The organism is Novosphingobium umbonatum (assembly GCF_004005905.1).
Taxonomy (GTDB): domain Bacteria; phylum Pseudomonadota; class Alphaproteobacteria; order Sphingomonadales; family Sphingomonadaceae; genus Novosphingobium; species Novosphingobium umbonatum.
In genome coordinates this window covers 109,354-131,002 of the sequence record NZ_SACO01000012.1, presented here as the reverse complement: position 1 = coordinate 131,002, position 21,649 = coordinate 109,354, and the positions used below count along the sequence as shown (strand labels likewise).

24 protein-coding genes and 2 tRNA genes are annotated in these 21,649 nt (G+C 60.7%); 16 read left to right on the top strand and 10 right to left on the bottom strand.

Annotation, left to right across the window (positions count from 1 at the left end):
* Positions 1–116: 116 nt before the first annotated feature.
* Positions 117–185 (bottom strand) — tRNA-Arg (locus tag EOE18_RS18490).
* A 125-nt stretch (positions 186–310) separates the two neighbouring features.
* On the opposite strand from EOE18_RS18490, the gene EOE18_RS14680 reads away from it, so the two are divergent.
* The 6 genes from EOE18_RS14680 (at position 311) to EOE18_RS14655 (ending at position 5,219) form a co-directional block, all read left to right on the top strand.
* Positions 311–1,741: a tyrosine-type recombinase/integrase gene (locus tag EOE18_RS14680; RefSeq protein ID WP_127710856.1), complete on the top strand. Its 1,431-nt coding sequence runs from the start codon at positions 311–313 to the stop codon at positions 1,739–1,741.
* Between the two features lie 23 nt (positions 1,742–1,764).
* The gene (locus tag EOE18_RS14675) at positions 1,765–2,385 is read left to right on the top strand and encodes a hypothetical protein (protein ID WP_127710854.1); all 621 of its coding nucleotides are present in this window, start codon (positions 1,765–1,767) and stop codon (positions 2,383–2,385) included.
* Positions 2,386–2,460: 75 nt separating this feature from the next.
* Positions 2,461–2,673 carry a helix-turn-helix transcriptional regulator gene (locus EOE18_RS14670; protein WP_127710852.1) on the top strand — a complete coding sequence of 71 codons (213 nt, stop codon included), beginning with the start codon at positions 2,461–2,463 and terminating at the stop codon, positions 2,671–2,673.
* Between the two features lie 259 nt (positions 2,674–2,932).
* On the top strand, positions 2,933–3,190 hold the full coding sequence (locus tag EOE18_RS14665) for a hypothetical protein (RefSeq protein ID WP_246027469.1): 258 nt from the start codon (positions 2,933–2,935) through the stop codon (positions 3,188–3,190).
* Positions 3,187–4,917, top strand: coding sequence for a bifunctional DNA primase/polymerase (locus EOE18_RS14660; protein WP_127710848.1), 1,731 nt, complete (start codon positions 3,187–3,189; stop codon positions 4,915–4,917). Before EOE18_RS14665 ends, EOE18_RS14660 begins: the two co-directional genes overlap by 4 nt.
* On the top strand, positions 4,836–5,219 hold the full coding sequence (locus EOE18_RS14655) for a hypothetical protein (RefSeq protein ID WP_127710846.1): 384 nt from the start codon (positions 4,836–4,838) through the stop codon (positions 5,217–5,219). The genes EOE18_RS14660 and EOE18_RS14655 overlap by 82 nt, the downstream gene beginning before the upstream one ends.
* A 173-nt stretch (positions 5,220–5,392) precedes the next feature.
* Here EOE18_RS14655 and EOE18_RS14650 read toward each other — a convergent pair whose 3' ends face one another.
* Complete coding sequence (locus EOE18_RS14650) at positions 5,393–5,812, bottom strand: hypothetical protein (protein WP_127710844.1); 420 nt, start codon at positions 5,810–5,812, stop codon at positions 5,393–5,395.
* Positions 5,813–6,219: 407 nt separating this feature from the next.
* Here EOE18_RS14650 and EOE18_RS14645 point away from each other — a divergent pair, with 407 nt between their 5' ends.
* Positions 6,220–6,774 carry a hypothetical protein gene (locus EOE18_RS14645; protein ID WP_127710842.1) on the top strand — a complete coding sequence of 185 codons (555 nt, stop codon included), beginning with the start codon at positions 6,220–6,222 and terminating at the stop codon, positions 6,772–6,774.
* Between the two features lie 91 nt (positions 6,775–6,865).
* Here EOE18_RS14645 and EOE18_RS14640 read toward each other — a convergent pair.
* The 4 genes from EOE18_RS14640 to grxC all read right to left on the bottom strand — a co-directional run bounded on the left by EOE18_RS14640 (position 6,866) and on the right by grxC (position 8,600).
* Positions 6,866–6,942 (bottom strand) — tRNA-Arg (locus EOE18_RS14640).
* A 51-nt stretch (positions 6,943–6,993) separates the two neighbouring features.
* Positions 6,994–7,506, bottom strand: coding sequence for a DUF1178 family protein (locus EOE18_RS14635; protein WP_127710840.1), 513 nt, complete (start codon positions 7,504–7,506; stop codon positions 6,994–6,996).
* Positions 7,503–8,333 carry a carbon-nitrogen hydrolase family protein gene (locus EOE18_RS14630; protein WP_127710838.1) on the bottom strand — a complete coding sequence of 277 codons (831 nt, stop codon included), beginning with the start codon at positions 8,331–8,333 and terminating at the stop codon, positions 7,503–7,505. Before EOE18_RS14630 ends, EOE18_RS14635 begins: the two co-directional genes overlap by 4 nt.
* A gap of 3 nt (positions 8,334–8,336) precedes the next feature.
* A complete protein-coding gene (gene grxC / locus EOE18_RS14625; RefSeq protein ID WP_127710836.1) occupies positions 8,337–8,600 on the bottom strand; it encodes a glutaredoxin 3 in 264 nt (87 codons plus the stop codon).
* Between the two features lie 173 nt (positions 8,601–8,773).
* On the opposite strand from grxC, the gene EOE18_RS14620 reads away from it, so the two are divergent.
* Positions 8,774–9,244, top strand: a complete 471-nt coding sequence (locus EOE18_RS14620) for an Hsp20 family protein (protein ID WP_127710834.1) — start codon at positions 8,774–8,776, stop codon at positions 9,242–9,244.
* Between the two features lie 92 nt (positions 9,245–9,336).
* Here the strand turns inward: EOE18_RS14620 and EOE18_RS14615 are convergent, their stop codons facing one another.
* From EOE18_RS14615 to tpiA, 3 genes are all read right to left on the bottom strand, one after another.
* Positions 9,337–10,968 (bottom strand): CTP synthase, encoded by a 1,632-nt coding sequence (locus EOE18_RS14615; protein ID WP_127710832.1) that lies wholly within the window; start codon positions 10,966–10,968, stop codon positions 9,337–9,339.
* Positions 10,969–11,160: 192 nt separating this feature from the next.
* Positions 11,161–11,511: a preprotein translocase subunit SecG gene (gene secG / locus EOE18_RS14610; protein WP_127710830.1), complete on the bottom strand. Its 351-nt coding sequence runs from the start codon at positions 11,509–11,511 to the stop codon at positions 11,161–11,163.
* 117 nt (positions 11,512–11,628) lie between these two features.
* Complete coding sequence (gene tpiA, locus EOE18_RS14605) at positions 11,629–12,387, bottom strand: triose-phosphate isomerase (RefSeq protein ID WP_127710828.1); 759 nt, start codon at positions 12,385–12,387, stop codon at positions 11,629–11,631.
* Positions 12,388–12,667: 280 nt separating this feature from the next.
* On the opposite strand from tpiA, the gene EOE18_RS14600 reads away from it, so the two are divergent.
* From EOE18_RS14600 to trpC, 5 genes are read left to right on the top strand one after another with little or no spacing between them, the layout of a single operon-like run.
* Positions 12,668–14,605 (top strand): peptidylprolyl isomerase, encoded by a 1,938-nt coding sequence (locus tag EOE18_RS14600; protein ID WP_127710826.1) that lies wholly within the window; start codon positions 12,668–12,670, stop codon positions 14,603–14,605.
* Between the two features lie 40 nt (positions 14,606–14,645).
* Positions 14,646–16,187, top strand: a complete 1,542-nt coding sequence (locus EOE18_RS14595; protein ID WP_127710824.1) for an anthranilate synthase component I family protein — start codon at positions 14,646–14,648, stop codon at positions 16,185–16,187.
* A complete protein-coding gene (locus EOE18_RS14590) occupies positions 16,184–16,795 on the top strand; it encodes an anthranilate synthase component II (protein WP_127710822.1) in 612 nt (203 codons plus the stop codon). The genes EOE18_RS14595 and EOE18_RS14590 overlap by 4 nt, the downstream gene beginning before the upstream one ends.
* Positions 16,792–17,787, top strand: coding sequence for an anthranilate phosphoribosyltransferase (gene trpD / locus EOE18_RS14585; protein WP_127710820.1), 996 nt, complete (start codon positions 16,792–16,794; stop codon positions 17,785–17,787). The genes EOE18_RS14590 and trpD overlap by 4 nt, the downstream gene beginning before the upstream one ends.
* Positions 17,784–18,569, top strand: coding sequence for an indole-3-glycerol phosphate synthase TrpC (gene trpC, locus EOE18_RS14580; protein WP_127710818.1), 786 nt, complete (start codon positions 17,784–17,786; stop codon positions 18,567–18,569). Before trpD ends, trpC begins: the two co-directional genes overlap by 4 nt.
* On the opposite strand, the gene EOE18_RS14575 is transcribed toward trpC, so the two are convergent.
* Entirely contained in the window at positions 18,566–19,138 is a 573-nt protein-coding gene (locus EOE18_RS14575) for an NUDIX hydrolase (protein ID WP_181953059.1), read from the bottom strand. The genes trpC and EOE18_RS14575 overlap by 4 nt on opposite strands.
* Positions 19,139–19,220: 82 nt before the next feature.
* Here EOE18_RS14575 and moaC point away from each other — a divergent pair, with 82 nt between their 5' ends.
* From moaC to lexA, 3 genes are all read left to right on the top strand, one after another.
* Positions 19,221–19,694: a cyclic pyranopterin monophosphate synthase MoaC gene (gene moaC / locus EOE18_RS14570; protein WP_127710816.1), complete on the top strand. Its 474-nt coding sequence runs from the start codon at positions 19,221–19,223 to the stop codon at positions 19,692–19,694.
* Positions 19,691–20,875 carry a molybdopterin molybdotransferase MoeA gene (locus tag EOE18_RS14565; RefSeq protein WP_127710814.1) on the top strand — a complete coding sequence of 395 codons (1,185 nt, stop codon included), beginning with the start codon at positions 19,691–19,693 and terminating at the stop codon, positions 20,873–20,875. Before moaC ends, EOE18_RS14565 begins: the two co-directional genes overlap by 4 nt.
* A gap of 83 nt (positions 20,876–20,958) precedes the next feature.
* The gene (lexA, locus tag EOE18_RS14560) at positions 20,959–21,636 is read left to right on the top strand and encodes a transcriptional repressor LexA (RefSeq protein ID WP_127710812.1); all 678 of its coding nucleotides are present in this window, start codon (positions 20,959–20,961) and stop codon (positions 21,634–21,636) included.
* Positions 21,637–21,649: the final 13 nt, after the last annotated feature.

Sequence of the window (21,649 nt, the reverse complement as noted above, 5' to 3'; positions counted from 1 at the left end):
TCGTCGACCGAGTCGAGGTGGGCACGACCGAAATTCGAATCTGCGGATCTAAATCGCGACTATCAAAAGCCGCCATGGGAACACCACCACATTTGGTGCCCAAAGCTGAACGTGAATGGTGCACCCGCCGCGATTCGAACGCGGGTTCCCCAGATTAGGAATTTGAGGTTTTCTGGCTTAACCACGCCGCCCCAAAATACCAAACCCACGTTTTACTGGATTTTTGTAATCTCACGCCATCACACTCCATTGCATATGTGATTGCTGGTGCTTACTATGTGCTTGCTAGCGAGCACAGGAGCAACCCGCGATGGCAACTGCCAACCTCACAAAGCGCACGGTCGATGCAGCCAAGCCAGAGAATGCGGATTACCTCATTTGGGACGACACCCTGTCCGGCTTTGGCCTGAAAGTTACCCCGGCTGGCGGTAAGGTCTATGTTTTCCAATACCGGATCGGTGGGCGCGGCAATCCCACACGGCGCTACACCATCGGCAAGCATGGCGCACTGACACCCGATCAGGCACGAAAGGAGGCCAAAGCTCTCGCCGCAATGGTTGAACGCGGCATTGACCCTCGACAGGCCGAGGATGATGCCAAGGCAGCCAGAGAAGCGGCACAGCGCGCCGCTGATGAAAAGGCCCGCCATGAAGGCGAGTTGGCCTTTGAGAAAGTGGCCGAACGCTGGCTTGAGCATTACGAAGACGAGAAGGGCCGCCGCCCTCGCACAGTGGAGCAGGCCAAGCATGTGGTGAACACACACCTCCTACCAGCCTTGAAGGGCAAGCCCCTGCCCCACATAACCCGCGCAGATTTGCAACCTATCATCGACGGCATCCCGGTGAAATATCGCGCCAGTCGGTTGGCTGTTTATGCTTATGCGTCCGTCTTGTTCCGCTGGGCCATGGAGCGCGGCGAGATAAACGATAACCCTGTTCGGATGATGGCCAAGCCTACCGCTCCAGAGGCGCGTGACCGTGTTTTGACTGATGATGAATTGGTGGCGATCTGGAAAGCAGCCGAAACGCTGCGCGATCCGTTCGGACCATATTTCCATTTGCTCACCCTTACCGGACAGCGCCGCGAGGAAGTGGCATCTATCAACTGGGCAGAACTAGATCGCGCATCAGCTATGTGGATCATCCCCGCAACCAAGGCCAAGAATGGTAATGCCCACATGGTGCCCCTGGCCCCGGCTGTGGTGGAATTGCTGGATCGGCTGGCACTTGCCGAACAGGTTAAGGCCAAGGCCGACAAACCCGATGCCAAGCGCTGGCCCAAAGCCGGTTCGGTCATCTCGCTGAAAGGCAAACAGCCCCTCACCTGCTATTCGCGGGCCAAGCGCCGTTTGGATGATGCCACCGAAGCAGGAACCGTTGCGGCATGGCGCGTGCACGATTTGCGCCGCACTCTGGCCACCGGCTTTCAGCGTCTTGGGGTTCGCTTTGAAGTGACCGAGGCGACCTTGAACCATGTTAGCGGGGCCAAGAGTGGCGTGGCAGGCATTTACCAGCAACACGATTGGAAAGAGGAAAAGCGGGAAGCCTTGCGCGCATGGGCGGCAAACGTGGCAGCCATCGCGGCAGGACACCGGCCCAGCCAGTTTGTGAATGACCATGGCGAAGCGGATGCCGCCGCATGGCGGGCCTATATCAGGGCTTGCGTGGATAATGGCGGGAAGCCGGTGGAGCGCGGAACCGGCAACGTGGTGCCGATCAGCGCCGCGAAGCAATCAGTCTGAAACCGATCAGAAAGGATAAATTAATGCGGAAAGTATCCGATTCTGAATGGGAACGTGACGTTAAATGGACGGTAGAAAATTTTCGCCATCGGCAAACAAAGATACAAAAAACACTTTTTCTACACTCAACGGGCGTTGTTAGAGAGTATGACGAAGCTGGCATGGAAGGCTTTTCTCGCCAAATAGTAATGTCCTATAGGCCTGACATTTATTTAAACAAAAAGCCAGAATTTAAAAAATTGGAAAAATTAAGACGGGAAGTTTCAAAAATTTTAGAAAGCGATGATGCCGTATCAATTCTAATATCTAACGGGATGGACCCAAAATTTCAGATGGACATGGCATATTTCGCCTATGGCAATTTATATAAAGGCAAACATCCGAAAGCCGGCCCAAAACCTCAAAATCATTATTTAGCCGTGGCAACTGCATTGCTGGAAATTTACCCGATGATTGCGGGGAGGGAAGCGGGCTCAAACCAAGACCACAATTTTGTCATGCTACTTGGCCAAATTTATACGGACCTTGAAGGAGGAACTGCTACCGGCAGAACCGCCGCTAACCCGCAGCACTACGCAAGGAAGGCGATAGAGCGGGCAAGAAAGACACCGTGCGCTAACTACCCCGAAAATAGCGTCGATTAGCTCATGGTGATATTGGTGCATAAGCGAAATTTGTGATTACTTTGCGGGGCTATCGTCCATCAGGAGATAGCTCAAATGACACCTGACATTCTCGACACGGCAGGCGCTGCCGAATATCTCGCAATTTCCTGCCCTACGCTGGAACGCCTACGCCTCACCGGCAACGGCCCTCAATTTGCAAAGCTTACGCCCGGCAATCGCGGCCCCGTGCGCTATCGCCGCGCCGATCTGGACGCATGGATTGCCAGCCGCCTTGTGCGCTCCACCAGCGAAACGGTGGAGGCGTGATAATGGAAAACCCGACCACCAATGGCAGCCGGGCTTCCTGCAATCTGTTTGCCGACAAGATGCAGGCCCCCTTTAGCACCATCGCCATGCAGGCGCAATTTATCGCTTTGCATTACGGCATCACGCCGGAATTGGCCGCAACCGTGGCCGCCCTCGCATTCGGGGGGGAACTGTCATGGCTAAACGCTATCCCAAGCAGCCCGGCGCAAAGGGCCTCACCTCCGCTACTTTTGGCACAAGCGAAGATGCAGCCTCCGCTATGTCTGGCCACCGCAAACGCCTGCACTCTTTGGCGATCCATACGCTTGCCTTGCATGGTGCGCTGGCCCCGTTTGAAGCGGTCAAACTGTCTGGCGTGAAAGCCTGCGCTTTACAGCCACGATTTAGCGAGTTGATTGCAGAGCGACTGGCGGAGCCTACAGGGCAACGCCGCCGCAACCCGGAAACCGGCAAATCGGCTGCCGTCCTGCGCCTCACCGAACTGGGCCGCGAACGGCTGGCAGGGGGTGCGCAATGAACACGCCCGATCTGCGCACCGCTGCGCTGGAATATGCCCAGCAAGGCTTTCCCGTGTTCCCGTGCAACAGCGAGAACAAGCGCCCATTGACCGCCAACGGCTTTAGGGACGCAACCGCCGATCCGGCGACCATATCGGATTGGTGGAAGCGCTGGCCCTGCGCCATGATTGGTATGCCAACGGGGGAAGCCTCTGGCGTTTGGGTTCTGGACATTGACGACCCCGAAGCCTTCGCCGCCGAAGCGCCACACCTGCCAACCACCCGTAAGGCGATCACGGGCAAAGGCCATCATCTTTATTGGCAATGGGAAGGGAACGAGGTGCGCAATGCACAACGCCACCCAAAGCACGGCTGGCCCTTTCCTGATTTGCCGGGGGCCGAAGTGCGCGGCGAAGGGGGCTATGTGATCTTGCCGCCATCGCGCCACCCATCCGGGCGCTTGTATGCATGGGCCGAGGATTGCGACCCCATAGCAGCACCGCCCGAATTGCTACGCCGTATGCAAAGGCAGAACGACAATGAGCCGCAAACCGCCCAGCAAGCCACCAGAGCGCCTTTGCCTTGTTCTGGAACTGGTGATTCACCTTACGGCCTTGCCGCCCTCCGGCGCGAATCTGAAGCCATTTTACGGGCAAGCAATGGTGAGCAGGAATGCGCCTTGAATGAGGCCGCTTTGAAAATTGGCTCTTTGGTGGCTGGGGGTGAGTTATCCATGACGACTGCCAAGGCGCAACTGATGGCCGCTGGCCTCTCTATGCCCAGCTATGACCCGCGCAACAAATGGACGGCAGAAGCCATTGCCGAAAAGGTGGAGCGCGGGCTTGCCGATGGGGCAGGCTCGCCCCGTGCTGCGCCGCCGCGCATGGCATCGCCGGAATATCACCCGGCAGGAGATAGCAGCCGCACCGATAGGGCCGAGGATGAAAGCCCCATTGAACCGCTGGACCTTGCCGCCCTTGCCAGCGTGGAGCCGCGCCCCAAGGCCTTTATCATCCCCTCGCTTGCGCCAGCCGGTGAAGTTACGCTTTTTACCGGCCCCGGCAGCGCGGGCAAAAGCCTATGGGCGCAACAGGTGGCCACCGCTCTGGCCGCCAATGTGCCTACTCTAGGCCTATCCATGAAACAGGCACCCGCGATCTATCTAACCTGCGAGGATGATGCAGAGCAATTACACTGGCGGCAGGCGCATATCTGCAAAGCCCTTGGCGTATCGATGGCCGACCTTGACGGGCGATTGCATTTGGCCAGCCTGCGCGGGCGACTGGACAACACTTTAGGCAGCGTGGGCAAAGAAGGCAGGTTCACCCTTTCCCGCTCCTATGGCCGCCTAAAAGCCTTCATCCGCCAAACAGGGGCTAAGCTGGTGGCGCTGGACAATCTGGCGCACCTGTTTGCGGGCAATGAGAACGACCGCACCGAGGTAACGCAATTTGCCAATGCCCTTAACCGGCTGGCGGGCGAGAGTGGCGCGGCGATCTTGCTGCTGGGCCACACCAACAAGGCAACACCCAAGGCAACGCGCATTCGGGCAGCACCGCTTGGGTTAATGCAGTGCGCTCTCAATTCGTGGTGGAGCATGACACCCAAAGCGATCTGCGCACCATCACAGTGGGCAAAGCCAATTACGCAAGGAAAGGAGAGGCCATGCGCTTCCTATGGCAAGAATGGGCCTTTGTGCTGGAAAGCGACCGAGAGCCAGACAGCGCCCGCGAATATGCAGAATTGATTGCCGCCAATGCCGAGAATGATGCCTTCCTGCGCTGCCTTGCCGCCTGCGCAGAACAGCGCCGTAATGTATCGCACCAGCCCGGCATCAATTACGCGCCCAAAATCTTCGCCGGTATGCCCGAAGCCAAAGGCACCAAGAAGCTGGCGTTTGCGCGGGCCATGGAACGCCTGTTGCACACCAAGAAAATCGAACTGGATTGCGTGCTATGGGCAGGCGACAATCGCCACCCCAAGCGGGGGATCAGGCTGGCGGGCGAGAGTGTGGAACCGACCGGCGAACCACCTGCGCCAGAGCCGTGATCCTGCGCCAACCCCCTGCGCTAACCCTATGCGCCAAACGCGCCAACCCCATGCCGAAAACCGCAGAAAACCTTGCGCCATTGCGCGCCAAAGCTGCGCCACACCCTCTCCCTATATATAATATATGGTCGCGGGCTTTCAGACCCGCCCGCGCCTATAATTTTTAGAAAAATTCACTTAGCCCTAATAGCCACGGCGCCCAAGGATTTTCCACTAAATTTAACCAATACGCCAAACACATCTTCAGTATTGGTGGCACGTTGGGTTGGATAATTCCATCCCATAGATTCACATGCACCAAGATGATCCGACGTAAGACATTCTTTCATAAGGCCTGCAATCTTTGCGGTTTGGCATTCTACATACATTTGGTTTTGAAAACGTCGCATGAGGTCGGCCCCACTGGTCGCATCATCAACCATTGGGCCGTACACAAAGGCGACCACCCACCCCGCAGCAAGTTTTTTTGCATTCGCTAACCTAAGGTAATCACTGGATAGTTGGCTAATATCAAACAGGCAGTTTGCCTTTTTTCGTGGCATCCGAACGGCTTTAAACTCCATACCCACTTCATACTTTTCATTATTTACCACCACCAAATCAAGACGACCACCTTTCCTATTGCCAAAATAGTTCCTCGAACCAACTTCGCTGCACGTTATATTTTTTGTGGCGCCCTCAATATGTTTTATAAACGAATTTTCAAATTTAAACTCTATATTGGTGTACCTACCTTCACTTAATCCAGAAATATGTTTATTTATTTTCTCAAAATCTTCCTGAATTGCCTTTTTTTAAAATTCTGCTTAGATTACTATTTTTCACAATACCCTCACATTCTTTACCGGCTTTGCAGGACAGTCTATAAAACGCTCAACATCCAATCTACTATTGATTTAGGAAAATCTGGCGGAGCATTTTACGCATGGGAAGTTGGGCTTCTGGGCGCACAGGTGGCAGGCCTACGACTGAAGCATCGCATAGGATAGACATTGGCTGGATGATCCGCACCGGACGCGCCAAGCCCGGCTATCGTGTGGATGGCCTGCTACATTGGACTTACGGTGGCAAACCCGCTGGCTCCATCAGCTATGCCGCCATCATGGATGAACCGGGCAAGGAAAGGTTGATCCTGTCATACAATCGCGGCCCGGAAGGCCAGCGCGAAAGCGCGGAGCAAATCATCCCCCTTTGCCACACAACGCCCCATTATGGCGGCAAGCGCTGGTGGATGATCTGCCCCTATCAGAAATGCCGCGTAGGATTGCTCTATAAGCCCCCTACAGGCGATAGATTCGCTTCGCGCAAGGCATGGGGCATTGGCTATCATATCCAGCGCGTAAGCCACCGCGACCGACCATTTGAGCGGCTACAGGCCTTACAAAAGAAGCTGGGCCTTCCCCAAGGCTGGGATGAGGGATTCCCGCGCCCGAAAGGCATGTGGCAGCGCACCTACGAAAAGCACCTTGAGCGATTCTGCCAACTGGAAGCCGAATGCGGGCAAAGCATGATGCAGGTTTTGAACGCTATCAGGGGGCAACTGGGCCAGCGTTGAACGAGATTCGTTCTGGTGCTTGCTATGTGCTTGCTAGCAGCTCAGACGAAGGAACAAACCTCACAGAAAATGACGTAAGTTATTGAAAAATTGGTGCACCCGCCGCGATTCGAACGCGGGGCCCCCAGATTAGGAATCTGGTGCTCTATCCGGCTGAGCTACGGGTGCACGCGAGGCAAGCCAATATAGGGCCTGATCGGGAAATGCAACCAAGCGCGCTCAATTGATCTTGTCGGGCGGGGCAACGGGGAAAAGAACTGGTGCGATCTCGACACCTTCCTCGATCAAGGCCTTGGCTTCTTGGGGTGTAGTCTGGCCATGGATGGCTTCGGGCTCGATATCGCCATAATGCATGGCGCGGGCATCCTGCGCAAAATCCTTGCCCACCCAGCGCGAGGATTTGAGCGCCTCGGCCTGCGCGGCGGCCACCATGTTCAGCGCGGCATGGAGTTTTTCGCGCATCTCCGCTGGCAGGGCAGCCTCCACCGGCGGCGGCACCATGGCCTGCGGGGCTGGAGCAGGCAGAGGCGCAGCCACAGGCTTGCTATCACTCCGCTGGTTCCCCTTTCGGGTCAGGCGCGGGGCCATCAACGCCTTGGCCACATCGGGGCTGGCGCATTGCGGACAGGCCAAAAGCCCCCGCTCCTGTTGACGGGCAAAATCCTCCGACGAACCGAACCAGCCTTCAAAACGGTGGCCGTGGGGGCGGCATTCCAGATCGAAAACAATCATGATGCAGGCGATGTAGTCAACACGCGCCGATTGGCAAGACTGGGCACTTGCGCACGCACTTCGGCCAGCCTTGCCGGCGAGATGTCGGCAAAGGCAAGCCCTTCCTGCTCCCCGCCCATGTCCAGCAAAACCTCGCCCCAAGGGTCCACCACAAGGCTGTGGCCATAGGTGGCGCGGCCATCCTGATGCTGGCCCACTTGCGCGGCGGACACGACATAGGCGCTGGCTTCGATGGCGCGAGCGCGCTGCATAATGTGCCAATGGGCCGCGCCGGTCGGCACGGTGAAAGCGGCGGGAATGGAGATCAGATCACAAGCCGCCCGCCCCAGCGCCTCGAACAGGGCGGGGAAGCGCAGGTCATAGCAAATGGCAAGGCCAAGGCGGCCCAGAGGCGTCTCCACGGTCACCACCTGCTCGCCGGGGCAATAGGCGCGGCTTTCGCGCCAGCTTTCGCCATTGGCCAGATCCACGTCGAACATATGGATCTTGTCATAACGCGCGGCGATCTCGCCCTTGTCATCAATGATGAAACAGCGGTTGGCGGCGCGCTCGTCGCTTTCGTGGCGCACGGCCAGAGATCCCAGCGCGATCCACAGCCCTTCCCTTGCCGCCACCTCGCGCATCTGGGCCAGAACGGGGTTTTCCGCCTCGGCCACAATATGCGGCGCGGCGCGGGCGCGGTCACGGTCGATCAGCCCGCACATCTCGGGCGTGAACAGCATGGCCGCCCCGCCAGCCTTGGCCTCTTTGGCCGCCTGCGCCATCGTGGAGCCATTGCCCAGCGGATCGATCCCGCTGGTCATCTGCAACAGGGCGAGCCGTGCCATAGGTTACAGGCCCAAAATCGGGTCAAGCTTGCCCGCAGCGTCCAGCGCGTGAATGTCATCGCATCCGCCCAGCGCCACATCATCGACAAACACCTGCGGCACCGTGCGCGCACCGGGCTTGCGCTCGGCCATTTCACGGCGCTTGGCGGTGTCCATCGTCACGTCAATCTCGGTATAGGAAACGCCCTTGCCATCCAGCAACGCCTTGGCGCGGACGCAATAGGGGCAGCCCCATTGGGTGTAGATTTCAACTTTGGGGGTCGACATGCGCGGTTCCTTTATCGGTTGCCCGAAAGCAACATCGGGGGTCTTGAAATGGTGTCGCGCTAACATATCTCAAGAGGCGTGTCATGCGCCACTCAGGGCAAGACACAGCCACCGAGGTGCCGGAGACGGGCCTCACCCAAACCGAAAATTGCTCTTTTGACGAGGATTTTTGTATGAACCGTTTTGACTTCACCCCCTATCGTCGCAACACCGTGGGCTTTGACCGCCTGTTTGACCTGCTGGAAAATGCCACGCGGGCCGGCGCTGGCGACAATTACCCCCCTTTCAACATCGAGCGTAAGGGCGAAGATTCCTATCGCATCACGCTGGCCGTGGCCGGTTTCAAGCCTGCCGATATCGACATCACCGCGCAGCAGAACCTGCTGGTGATCCAGGGCCGCAAGCATGATGACCAGAACGCCCCCGCTGGCGAATATCTGCATCTGGGCATTGCCCAGCGCGGGTTTGAACGCCGGTTTGAACTGGCCGATTTCGTGCGCGTCGTCGCGGCCAATCTGGAAGATGGCCTGTTGATGATCGACCTGCTGCGCGAAGTGCCCGAGGCGATGAAGCCCAAGAAGATTGCCGTTAATGGCCAAGCCACCGCGGCGCTGACCGTGGTGGACGGTAAGAACGCCGCCTAAAACGAAAAAGGGCGGCCAAGGCTGAACCGATCAGCCTTGGCCGCCGTTTGTGTATCGGGGCGCGGGTGTTGTTCCGCCCGCGCCTGCGATCCTTATACCAAGCGCGCCTGCGCCAGCGCCGCGCCGATGAAGCCCGCAAACAGAGGATGCGGCTCGAAAGGACGGCTCTTCAATTCGGGGTGGAATTGCACGCCCACGAACCACGGATGGTCGGGACGCTCCACGATTTCAGGCAGCAAGCCATCGGGCGACATGCCCGAGAAGACCAGACCGCCCTGCTCCAACGCCTCACGATAGGCCACGTTCACCTCGTAACGGTGGCGGTGACGTTCGGAGATCACTTCGCTGCCATAGATGGACGCCACGCGGCTATTGCCCGAAAGCTTGGCCTCATAGGCGCCCAGACGCATCGTGCCGCCCAGATCGGTGTCGGCGCTGCGCTGTTGCAGGCCTTCTTCGCTCATCCATTCGGTGATGATGCCCACCACCGGTTCGTTCGACGGGCCAAATTCGGTGGAGGACGCTTCCGCAATCCCCGCCGTGTTGCGCGCACCTTCGATACAGGCCATCTGCATACCAAGGCAAATGCCGAGGAAAGGCACCTTGCGCTCACGGGCAAAGCGCACCGCCGAAATCTTGCCTTCAGTGCCACGTTCGCCAAAACCGCCGGGCACCAGAATGCCATGCAGCGGTTCAAGCGTGGAGACGATCTCTTCCTCGTCCTTTTCAAAGATTTCGGCGTCAATCCACTGGATATTGACCTTGACCTTATTGGCCAGACCGCCATGCACCAGCGCTTCATTCAGCGACTTATAGGCATCCTGCAGCACGACATATTTGCCCACCACACCAATCGTCACCTCGCCCTCGGGGGCGGCGTAACGATCGGTCAAAGCCTGCCAACGCTTCAGATCGGGCGCAGGCGACTTCAGGCCAAAGTGGTGCAGCACCGCCGCGTCCAGACCCTGTTCGTGATACTGGATCGGAACAGCGTAAATATTGGGAGCATCCAGCGCGGGAATCACCGATTCCTTGCGCACGTTGCAGAACAGCGCGATCTTGGCGCGCTCGCTCTCCGGCAATTCCTGCTCGCAACGGCACAGCAGAATGTCGGGCTGGATGCCAAAGCCGGTCAGCTCGCGCACGCTATGCTGGGTCGGCTTGGTCTTCAACTCACCCGCCGCCGCGATATAGGGCACCAGCGTGACATGGGCAAAGCAGGTCTGCTCACGGCCAAGCTCGTTGCGCATCTGGCGGATGGCTTCAATGAAGGGCAGGCCTTCAATATCGCCCACCGTGCCGCCGATTTCGCACAGCACGAAATCCAGATCGTCCGTATCATCCTGCGCAAAGGCCTTGATCGCGTCGGTGACATGCGGGATCACCTGCACCGTCGCGCCCAGATAGTCGCCGCGACGCTCCTTGGCGATGATCGTCTGATAGATGCGGCCAGAGGTGATATTGTCGCTCTTGCGCGCCGAAACGCCGGTGAAGCGTTCGTAATGCCCAAGGTCAAGGTCGGTTTCGGCACCGTCATCGGTGACGAAAACCTCGCCATGCTGATAGGGGCTCATGGTGCCGGGGTCGACGTTGAGATAGGGGTCGAATTTGCGAATGCGGACGCGGAAACCGCGCGCCTGCAACAAGGCAGCCAAAGAAGCTGCCATAAGACCCTTGCCCAGCGAGGAGACCACGCCGCCGGTGATGAAAATGTACCGCGCCATGGGAATTGCGCCCTACTCTCTAATTGCGATTTATCCAAGCGCCGATGCGCGCCAATCGAAGGCAATCCACAAAGCTTTTTGCGCCATTTTGGAAAATGACGTCAAAACCGCGAAATTGCCCATTTATGCTCCGCCCAAACGACATAACCCCATCGCTAGCCGCGACGGGGTTACAACGTCCTAAAAGGGCGATTACTTCTTTGCCGCAGAACCCAGCGGATCGGCCGGAACCGGAGCCGCAGGAGTGGCCGCAGGCGTAATCGGGGCAGCGGCGGGAGCCACAGCGCGGTTGAGCGAGGTGTCAACCTTCTGCCCCTTGGCCGATTCGACCGCCAGCGCCGCCAGCACAATCGAAAGGCCCACAAACACGGTCGCCAGAATCGAGGTGGCGCGCGTCAGAAAGTCCGCCGCGCCGCGCGCCGACATAAAGCCGGTCGGGCTGCCACCCACACCCAAGCCGCCGCCTTCGGACTTCTGGATCAGGATCACGCCAACCAGAGCGGCGGCGACCAGGGCCTGAAGCACGATGAGGAAGATGAACATGGGAACGGCAACTTTCAACAAAACGCGCCCATTCCGGCGCCAACAGGGGGCCATCTAGGCGTCAGAACCTGTGAATGCAAGAGGGGGCGGACGATACCGCCCTCCCCCATCGGGACATCAATCGCCCAGAGCGACACTGGCCGCGTGGATGATCGCGCCAAAGCTTTCCGCCGTCAGGCTGGCACCGCCCACCAGAGCGCCGCCCACTTCGGGAACGGACAGCAATTCCACCGCATTGCCCGCATTGACCGAGCCACCATAGAGAATACGCACCGCAGCGCCCGCATCGCCATAAAAAGCCAGCAATTCGGCGCGAATGGCCGCATGCATCGCCGCCACATCCTCCACCGAAGGCACGCGCCCCGTGCCGATCGCCCAGACCGGCTCATAAGCCACGGCCAGCTTGGCGGCCGCCGCAGCGCCTTCGACCAGCGAACCCTTGAGCTGGCCTGCGACCACCTTGATCGCCTCGCCCGCATCGCGCTCGGCTTCGGTTTCACCCACGCAAAGGATGACGCCCAGACCAGCAGCCAAAGCCGCCGTACTCTTGGCCTGCACCAAGGCATCGCTTTCGCCATGCAGGGCGCGGCGCTCGCTATGGCCCAGAATCACAAAGCCCGCGCCGGCATCGGCCAGCATGGGAGCGGCCACATCGCCAGTGAAGGCACCCTTGGCCTGTGCGTGGCAATCCTGCCCGCCCACGGCGCTATGTTCGGCCTGTTCGGCCAGAGCCAGAACCAGCGTATAGGGCGGGGCAACGCCCACATCCACCTGCGGATAACGCGCGGCAACGCGATCAATCGCGCGGGCCTCGGCCAGGCTGGCGCGCAATCCGTTCATTTTCCAGTTGCCGACAACATAGGGGCGCAGGGCCATCGATCACCTCATCCTTGTGGCTGGATCGAACGACTACCGCCTTGAACAGGCAGCGAATCCGCTCGATGAACTGCATAGCTATTCGCCGGTTAGGCCAAGCCCGCCCCCATGTCAAAGACAGGACCGGCAAAAATGCGGGGGCAGACAGGCCAAAGCGCCTGCCCCATTGCCCTATGGCCCATTGCCGCCTAAAGCCTGCCACAGATTGAACCGGCGGCCTGCCTGTTTCGCCTGAAAAACGGACCCGAAACCAGACAAGGCCATCCTGATAGGTTGCGTGATGCTGCAGTTTTTCCGTAAGTTCTTCAAATCCTCCGGCGGCGTATTTGCGGCTCTGGCCTTGATTGTTATGCTGGCCATGGCTTTTGCCGCTGGTGACGTGGCGCAATTGAGCAATTCGGTCGGCCTTGGCGGCGCGGATCGCGTGGCCAGCGTGGATGGCACTAAGATCGGCACTGCCCAGCTTATCAAGCAATCGCAGCAGGCTTTGGAAATCGCCCGTAATCAGGCGCCGGGTCTGACCATGAAGGGCTTTGTTGCCGAGGGCGGCGTGGGTCAGGTGCTGGACCAGATGATCGATGCCGAAGCCATGATGGCCTTTGGCAAGAAGAACGGCATTGTGGCGGGCAAGCGCCTGATCGACAGCGAATTGGCCAAGATCCCTGCCTTTCAGGGTGCGGGCGGCCAGTTTGACGATGCCACCTATCGTTCGCTGCTGGCCCAGCGCCAGTTGACCGATGGCGAGGTGCGCGACAGTTTCGCCCGCGATCTGGTGAGCCGCCAGTTGTTGGCTCCTGCCCGCTTTGGCGCCGATGTGCCGCAGGCCGCTTTGATCCAATATGCCGGTCTGTTGAAAGAACAGCGCAGCGGCGCGATCAGCCTGCTGCCCTCGCAGGCCTTTGCGCCCAAGGGCGAGGCCAGCGCCGCCGAAATCACCGCTTGGTATAACAATCACAAGGCCGCCTATACGCGCCCCGAACGCCGCGTGATCCGCTATGCCCGCTTTGACGAAAGCGTGGTGAAGAATGTGGCCGCGCCGACCGAGGCCGAAATTGCCGCCAAGTTCAACGCCGACAAGGCCAAATATGCCGCCAGCGAGAGCCGCAAGGTGACGCAGCTGATCGTCATCAGCGAAAGCATGGCCAAGGACATTGCCGGAGCCATTGCCAAGGGCCAGAGCCTTGAAGCCGCCGCCAAGGCCAAGGGCCTGTCGGCTGCCTCGCTGGGCCTGATGACCAAGGACAAGCTGGCGATGAGCAGCGGCCCTGCCGTCGCCGAGGCTGCCTTTGCCGCCAAGGCAGGCAGCGTGGCTGGCCCCGCCAAGGGCACTTTGGGCTGGGCTTTGGTCCGTGTGGACAGCATTGATGCCAAGCCCGCCCGCACGCTGGAACAGGTGAAGGGCGAAATCACCACCGCTCTGGCCGAGGACAAGCGCAAGGCTGCGCTGGCCGCCTTGACCGAGAAGGTGAACGAGGATTTCGACAAGAGCGGCGCGCTGTCGGATAGCGCCAAGGAACTGGGCCTGACGCTGGCCGAAACTGGCGCGGTGACCGCCGATGGCCAGGTCTATGGTCAGGCAGGCCAGAGCGTTCCCGCCGACCTGCTGGGCGTGGTCAAGGCCGCCTTCAGCATGGAACATGAAGGCCAGCCCCAGATCACCGAACTGGTGGCGGGCAAGAGCTTTGTGATCTTTGACGTCAGCCGCATCGACGCCGCCGCTCCCGCCCCGCTCGATCAGGTCAAGGCGCAAGTGATCGCCGACATCGCGCTGGACAAGGGTGCCACTGCCGCTAAGGCCGCCGCCATGAAGCTGCTGGCCGCGGGCAAGAAGGGCGCCGATCTTGCCCCGCAAGTGGCCGCTCTGGGCGTGACCCTGCCGCCCGTTCAGCCGGTTACCATGAGCCGTCAGCAGATTGCGGCCATGGGTGGCCGTATCCCGCCCGCGCTGGGCCTGTTCTTTGGCATGGCCAAGGGCACGACCAAGCTGCTGCCGATCGCCGGCAACAAGGGCTGGTTTGTGGTGCAGCTGAAGTCGGTCACCACCGGCGCGGTTGATGCCAAGGACCCGCTGCTGGGTCAGGTGGCGGGCGAGCTGAAGCAACTGGCCGCGCGTGAACAGGGCGAGGCTCTGCGCCATGCCATCCGCGCGCAGGTGAAGGTCGATCGCAACGAAAAGTCGATCCAGACCGTCAACGCCCAGCTGAATGGCGCGAACTAAGTTTTACCACCCCAACAAAACACAGCAAAACGAAAGAGCTATGACCGAAACTTCCCACTATCCCGACAATTGGGCCGCTGCCCGGGCGCTACTTTCCGATGGAAAGCCTGCGCTGGTCTGGCGTCGCACGATTGCGGATACGGAAACGCCGGTGGGGGCTGCGGTCAAGCTGTTCGAAAAAGGGCGCGGCGATTTCCTGCTGGAATCGGTGGAAGGCGGCGAAGTGCGCGGGCGTTACAGCCTGCTTGGCCTTGCCCCCGATCTGGTGTTCCGCGCCACGGGCCATGCGGCGGAAATCAACCGCCAATGGCAGCATAGTGCCGATGCTTTCGAGCCGCTGGAGGGCGATGCCTTGGCGGAATTGCGGGCCTTGGTCGAATCCTGCCGCATGGATGTTCCGGCCGAACTGCCCAGCGCCTTGGCCTGTATCGTGGGCTATTTCGGCTATGAGACCTTTGGTCTGGTCGAAAAGCTGCCCCGCGCACCGCAAAGCGGGCTGGAATTGCCCGACATGCTTTTCGTGCGCCCCACGGTCATTCTGGTGTTCGACCGGTTGAGCGACCAGTTGTTCACCATCGCGCCGGTCTGGCCTTCGGACGCATCGCCCGAAGCCGCGCTAGAGGCCGCTCAGGAACGCATTGACGAAGCCCTGCGCCGCCTTGCCGCGCCTGCGCCCAAGAGCGAGCCGGTGCCCGCCGATCTGCCCATGCCCCAACTCACCCCCACCATGGCGCCGGGCCGCTATGGCGAGATGGTGGAAGCTGCGCGCGGCTATATCGAGGCGGGCGATATTTTTCAGGTGGTGCTGGCCCAGCGCTTCACCGCCCCCTTCCCGCTGCCGCCGCTGGCGCTTTACCGCAGCCTGCGCCGCGTGAACCCCTCGCCCTTCCTCTATCTGCTCGACCTGCCCGGCTTTGCCGTGGTCGGCTCCAGCCCCGAAATTCTGGTGCGGGTGCGCGCCAAGGAGGATGGCCAGCGCGAGGTGACCATCCGTCCCATCGCGGGCACCCGCCCGCGCGGCAAGACTCCCGCCGAGGACAAGGCCAATGAGATCAGCCTGCTGGACGATCCCAAGGAGCGCGCCGAACATCTCATGCTGCTGGACCTTGGCCGCAATGATGTGGGCCGCGTGGCCGCCAAGGGTACGGTGAAAGTGACCGAAAGCTACACCATCGAGCGCTATAGCCACGTTATGCATATCGTCTCCAATGTAGTGGGCGATCTGGACGAGGCGCGGGCGGATTCGATTGACGCGGTGTTTGCCGGTTTCCCCGCTGGCACCGTGTCGGGCGCGCCCAAGGTGCGGGCCTGCGAAATCATCGCCGGACTGGAGGCTGAAACGCGCGGTGCCTATGCGGGCGGCGTGGGCTATTTCGGGCCGGACGGCAATCTGGATAGCTGCATCGTGCTGCGCACCGCCGTGTTGAAGGATGGCGTGATGCACGTACAGGCAGGCGCGGGCATTGTGGCCGACAGCGACCCTGCCTATGAGCAGCGGGAATGCGAACATAAGGCGGGCGCGCTTTTTGCCGCAGCCCGTGAAGCCGTGCGCGTGGCGCAGGAAGCAGGGTTTGGACAATGAGCGGCAAGATCCTCGTTATCGACAATTACGACAGCTTCACCTGGAATCTGGTCCATTACATTATGGAACTGGGCGCCGAGGTGGAAGTGGTGCGCAATGACGCGCTGACGCCTGCGCAGGCGCTGGACAGCGGCGCTGCCGGCTTCCTGCTCAGCCCCGGCCCCTGCACACCCAACGAGGCGGGCATCAGCCTTGATCTGGTGGGCGCAGCGGCCGATGCCGAACGCCCACTGCTGGGCGTATGCCTTGGTCACCAATCGATCGGCCAATATTTCGGCGGCAGCGTGGTGCGCGGCGGCTTGATGCATGGCAAGACCAGCCCTGTCACCCATGACAATAGCGGCGTTTTCCAAGGCATCCCCTCGCCATTTACCGCCACGCGCTATCACTCGCTGATCGTGACCGATATTCCCGATTGCCTGATCGTCAACGCGCGCAGCGATGACGGCCATGTGATGGGTTTCCGCCATGCCACCAAGCCGATCCATGGGGTGCAATTCCACCCCGAAAGCATCGCCACGCAATATGGCCATGCCATGATTGCCAATTTCCTGAAGACTTGCGGCATCGAAACCACTTTGCCCGCCCATGCGACGCAATTGGCATGAACAGCCTGCCGCAAGTCGGGCCCCAGCCCTTTGCGCAGGATGAGGCCGAAGCGATCTTTGCCGCCATTCTCGACCGTAAGGTTGACGATGAGGCGATTGCGCAATTTCTGGTCGCACTGTCCGACCGTGGCGAAACGGCCAGCGAGATAGCGGGGGCTGCCATGGCCATGCGGGCGCGGATGATCCCTGTGTCCGCACCAGATAATGCGATTGACGTGTGCGGCACGGGCGGAGACGGGCATCACACGCTCAATGTCTCCACCGCCGTCAGTCTGGTGGTGGCCGCTTGCGGCGTGCCGGTGGCCAAGCATGGCAATCGCGCCGCCTCGTCCAAATCGGGCGCGGCCGATACGCTGGAGGCTTTAGGGCTGGATCTGGCCAAGGCGGGCGAACGCGCCGAGGAAACGCTGCAAGACATCGGCATCGCTTTCCTGTTTGCGCAGGCCCATCACCCGTGCCTCAAACATATTGCCCCCATCCGCAAAGCCTTGGGCCGCCGCACCATCTTCAACCTGATGGGGCCGCTGGCCAATCCGGCGGGGGTGCAAAGGCAATTGGTGGGTATCGCCCGCCCCGCCTATGTGCCCATCTATGCCGAAGCTTTGCGCCGTCTGGGCACGGCGCGCAGCTTTGTGGTTTCAGGAGATGAAGGTTTGGACGAGCTGAGCCTTGCGGGCGGCAATGAATGGGCCGATGTGCGCGAGGATGCCGTGGCGATGAAGCGGGTTGGCCCGCAGGATGCCGGTCTGCCGGTGACGCCGGTGGATGCCATCAAGGGCGGTGATGCGGCCTATAATGCCCGCGCCCTGCAAGACCTGCTGATGGGCGAACATGGCCCCTATCGCGATGCGGTGCTTTTTAACGCCGCTGGCGCGCTGATGGTGGCGGGCGAAGTGGACAATTGGCACGACGGCGTGGAAGAAGCCGCCGAAGCGCTGGACAAGGGGCTGGCCAAGGCCTTGCTCGACTGCTGGATTAAGGCAACCATATGACCGACAAGCTGACCGAAATTTGCAACACCAAGCGCGGTGAAGTGGCGCAGCGCAAGGCGCTGACCTCGCTGGCCGACTTGCAGGCCCGCGCCGCGCAGCAAAGCGCGCCCCGTGGTTTCGAGGCCGCCTTGCGCGCCCGCGCCGCCACGGGCTTTGCCCTGATCGCCGAAATCAAGAAGGCCTCGCCATCCAAGGGCCTGATCCGCCCTGATTTCGATCCGCCCGCCCATGCCCGCGCCTATCAGGCGGGCGGAGCGGCCTGCCTGTCGATCCTGACCGATGCACCCTATTTTCAGGGGCATGAGGATTACCTGATCGCCGCCCGCGCAGCCTGTGATCTGCCGGTGCTGCGCAAGGATTTCATGGTCGACCCGTGGCAGGTGCATGAGGCCCGCGCGATTGGCGCGGACGCCATCCTGATTATCGTGGCGGCTCTGTCCGACGCGCAGATGCAGGAGATCGAGCAAGCCGCCATCGAGCATGGCATGTCGGTGCTGGTTGAGGTCCATGACGAGGAAGAGATGGCACGCGCCCATGCGCTGCAATCGCGGTTGATCGGGGTGAACAACCGCGACCTCAAAACCTTCAAGACCGATATTGCCAACACCGAGCGTCTGGCCAAGCTGGCGCCGGAGGGCACATTATTGGTGGCCGAAAGCGGCATCAACACCCATGCCGACCTGCTCCGCCTTGCCCCCTGCGCACGCACTTTTCTGGTGGGGGAAAGCCTGATGCGGCAGGCCGATGTCACCGCCGCAACCAAGGCTCTGCTCGAAGGTTAAGCCCACAATTCCGGATGGCGCAGCATCAAGGCCTGCGCCAGCGCCAGAGTTTTCACATCCTGCACCTCGCCCTGCTCCACCATCTGGCGCAGGGCGTCGAGCGGGACTTCATGCACGGTAATATGCTCCTGCTCGGCGGCCAGACCGCCGCCTTCGGCAATGCGGTCCGACGCGCTATAGGGGGAAAGGTAGAGCGTCACCCTTTCGGTTGAAACCGCCGGAATTTTCCAGACACGCCCGACGAATTCCAGCGCGCCTAGCTGAATCCCGCCTTCCTCCATCGCCTCGGCACGGATGCGCTCTTCCGGCCCTGCTCCATCGGCCACGCCCGCGATGGCTTCCAGAACCGGCGCCTCGCCCGCATTCATCACCGCCGAGCGAGGCTGGCTGACCAACATCGCTACCCGCCGCGCCGGATCATAGGCCAGCACCGCCGCGCCCTCATCCTGCATCAACAGGTGCCTTTCGGCCAATTGGCCATCGGGCATTTCCACCCGCAAGCGGTAAAAGGGAAACCAGCCATCATAAACCAATTCGCGCCCGACGATGCGGGCCGAGGCGCCATCCATATGAAGTCCCTTTTGCCAATGGTTTAGCCAATGCTTCGGGAATAGTCGTTGCGCAAGCGCTCCGCTTTGGCAAGAAGGAAGAATGACCGAATTGACCCATCTAGACGAGAATGGCGCCGCCCGCATGGTGGATGTTGGCGCCAAAGCGGACACCTCCCGCGTGGCCATTGCCTCTGGCCGGATCCGCATGGGGGCCGCGGCCCTATTGGCCATCCGCGATGGCGCGGTGCCCAAGGGCGATGTCATCGCCACGGCCCGCATTGCCGGCATTATGGCCGCCAAGAAAACCTCGGAACTCATACCCCTATGCCATCCCCTGCCCCTGCATAGCGTGAGCGTGGACTTTGCCTTCGAGGAAGACGGGCTGCGCGCCACCGCCATGGCCAGCCTGACCGGCAAAACCGGCGTGGAAATGGAAGCGCTAACCGCCGTCTCGCTGGCCTTGCTGACTATTTACGATATGGCCAAGGCGATCGACAAAGGCATGGTGATCGAAAATATCCGCCTGATCGAAAAGCGCGGCGGCAAATCGGGCATCTGGAAGGCCGAGCTATGAGCAAATTGCTCGATCTGGCCGAGGCACAGGCGCGTTTGCTGGCCATGGCAGTGCCTTTGCCCGTCGAACAGGTGCCGATCGAGGCCGCGATGGGGCGCTATCTGGCGCAAGACCTGCCCGCCCTGCGCCAGCAACCGGCGGTCGATCTATCCGCCATGGATGGCTATGCCTTGAGCGGAGAGGACACCTCTGGCCCGTGGCGGTTGCGCGGCGAAAGCGCGGCAGGCCATCCCTATCAAGGCGTGGTGCAAAAGGGCGAGGCTTGCCGCATCTCGACCGGCGCGGTTTTGCCAGAGGGCGCGGACTGGGTGTTGTTACAGGAGGACACGCGGCGCGAGGGCGACAGGCTACACCTGACCGGCACTCTGCCCCATCCCCTGCCCCGCCATATCCGCCGCGCGGGTTTCGACTTTGCCCAAGGCCAAACCTTGCTGCGCGCAGGGCAACGCATCACCCCTGCCTCGCTGGCGCTGGCGATCAGCGGCGGCCATGCCAGCCTGCCCATGCGGCAACGCCCACGCATCGCCATTCTGGACAGCGGCGACGAATTGGCCCCCATCGGCGCCCCCACCGCAGCCCATCAAATCCCCGCCAGCAATGGCGCCATGCTGGCCGCGCAGTTGCAACCCGAAGCGGGGCGCATCGACCGGCTAGGCCCCGTCTCCGACCGGATGGACGCTTTGCTGGCCGCGCTGGATGCTGCAAGCGAGGCCGACGTGATCATCACCAGCGGCGGCGCTTCTGTGGGCGACCATGACCTGATCCGCCCCGCACTGGAGCAATGGGGCGCCGATCTGGCGTTCTGGCGCGTGGCCTTGCGTCCGGGCAAGCCCTTGATGGTGGCGCAAAAGGGGCGGCAAATCATCATTGGCCTGCCCGGCAATCCGGTATCCAGCCATGTCACCGCCTTCCTGTTTGTTCTCCCCCTGCTGCGCGCCTTGCAAGGCGCGGAACATCCCCTGCCCAAGCCCTTTTATGCCCCCGTTGCCAGTTCTCTGCCAGCGGGCGGCGAGCGCTGCGAGTTCCTGCGCGGGGCATGGGATGGGGCCGTTATCCAACCCAATCCTATGCGCGATTCCAGTGCCTTGGCCGCTTTGGCCAGCGCCAATTGCCTGATCGAACGCCCGATTGGCGCAGATGCGGTGCAGGCGGGGGGGCTGGTACGGGCCTATTTGCTCTAAAATGGCGGTGTTGCTTGACGGGTGCGGAATTGTTGCGTAATTGTTCCACATACGTTCACGCATGCCCCACGGGAGATTTCCCTATGCTCACCCGCAAGCAACATGAATTGCTGCGCTTCATTCAGGCCAGTCTGGAAACATCGGGCGTATCGCCCAGTTTCGAGGAAATGAAGGAAGCGCTGGATCTGAAGTCGAAATCGGGCGTGCATCGTTTGATCTCCGCATTGGAGGAACGCGGTTTCATCCGCCGCCTGCCCAACCGCGCCCGCGCGCTGGAAGTCTTGCGCCAGCCTGAAGATGTTACCCCGCCCGCCCCTGCGGCCAAGGCCCCGCGCAAAGTGCTGGAGCCCGCTCCTGTTGCGCCTGCGCCAGCCAATGATGTGGTGGAAATCCCCATGCATGGTCGGATTGCCGCAGGTGTCCCGATCGAGGCATTGGAAGGTCATTCCATGTTGCCCGTGCCCGCCGCCCTGCTGGGCGCTGGCGAACATTATGCGCTGGAAGTTTCGGGCGATTCCATGGTGGAAGCGGGTATTTTCGATGGCGATCTGGCGCTGATCCGCAAGACCGACATGGCCCGCGATGGCGAGATCATCGTCGCGCTGGTGCGTGGCGAGGAAGCGACGCTGAAATATCTGCGCCGTGAAAAGGGTATGATCAGGCTCGATCCGGCCAATGCCGCCTATGACCCGCAATTCTATCAGGCCAGCGAAGTGCAGGTGCAGGGTAAACTGGCGGGTTTGCTGCGCCGCTATCACTGATGGTTAGGGGATC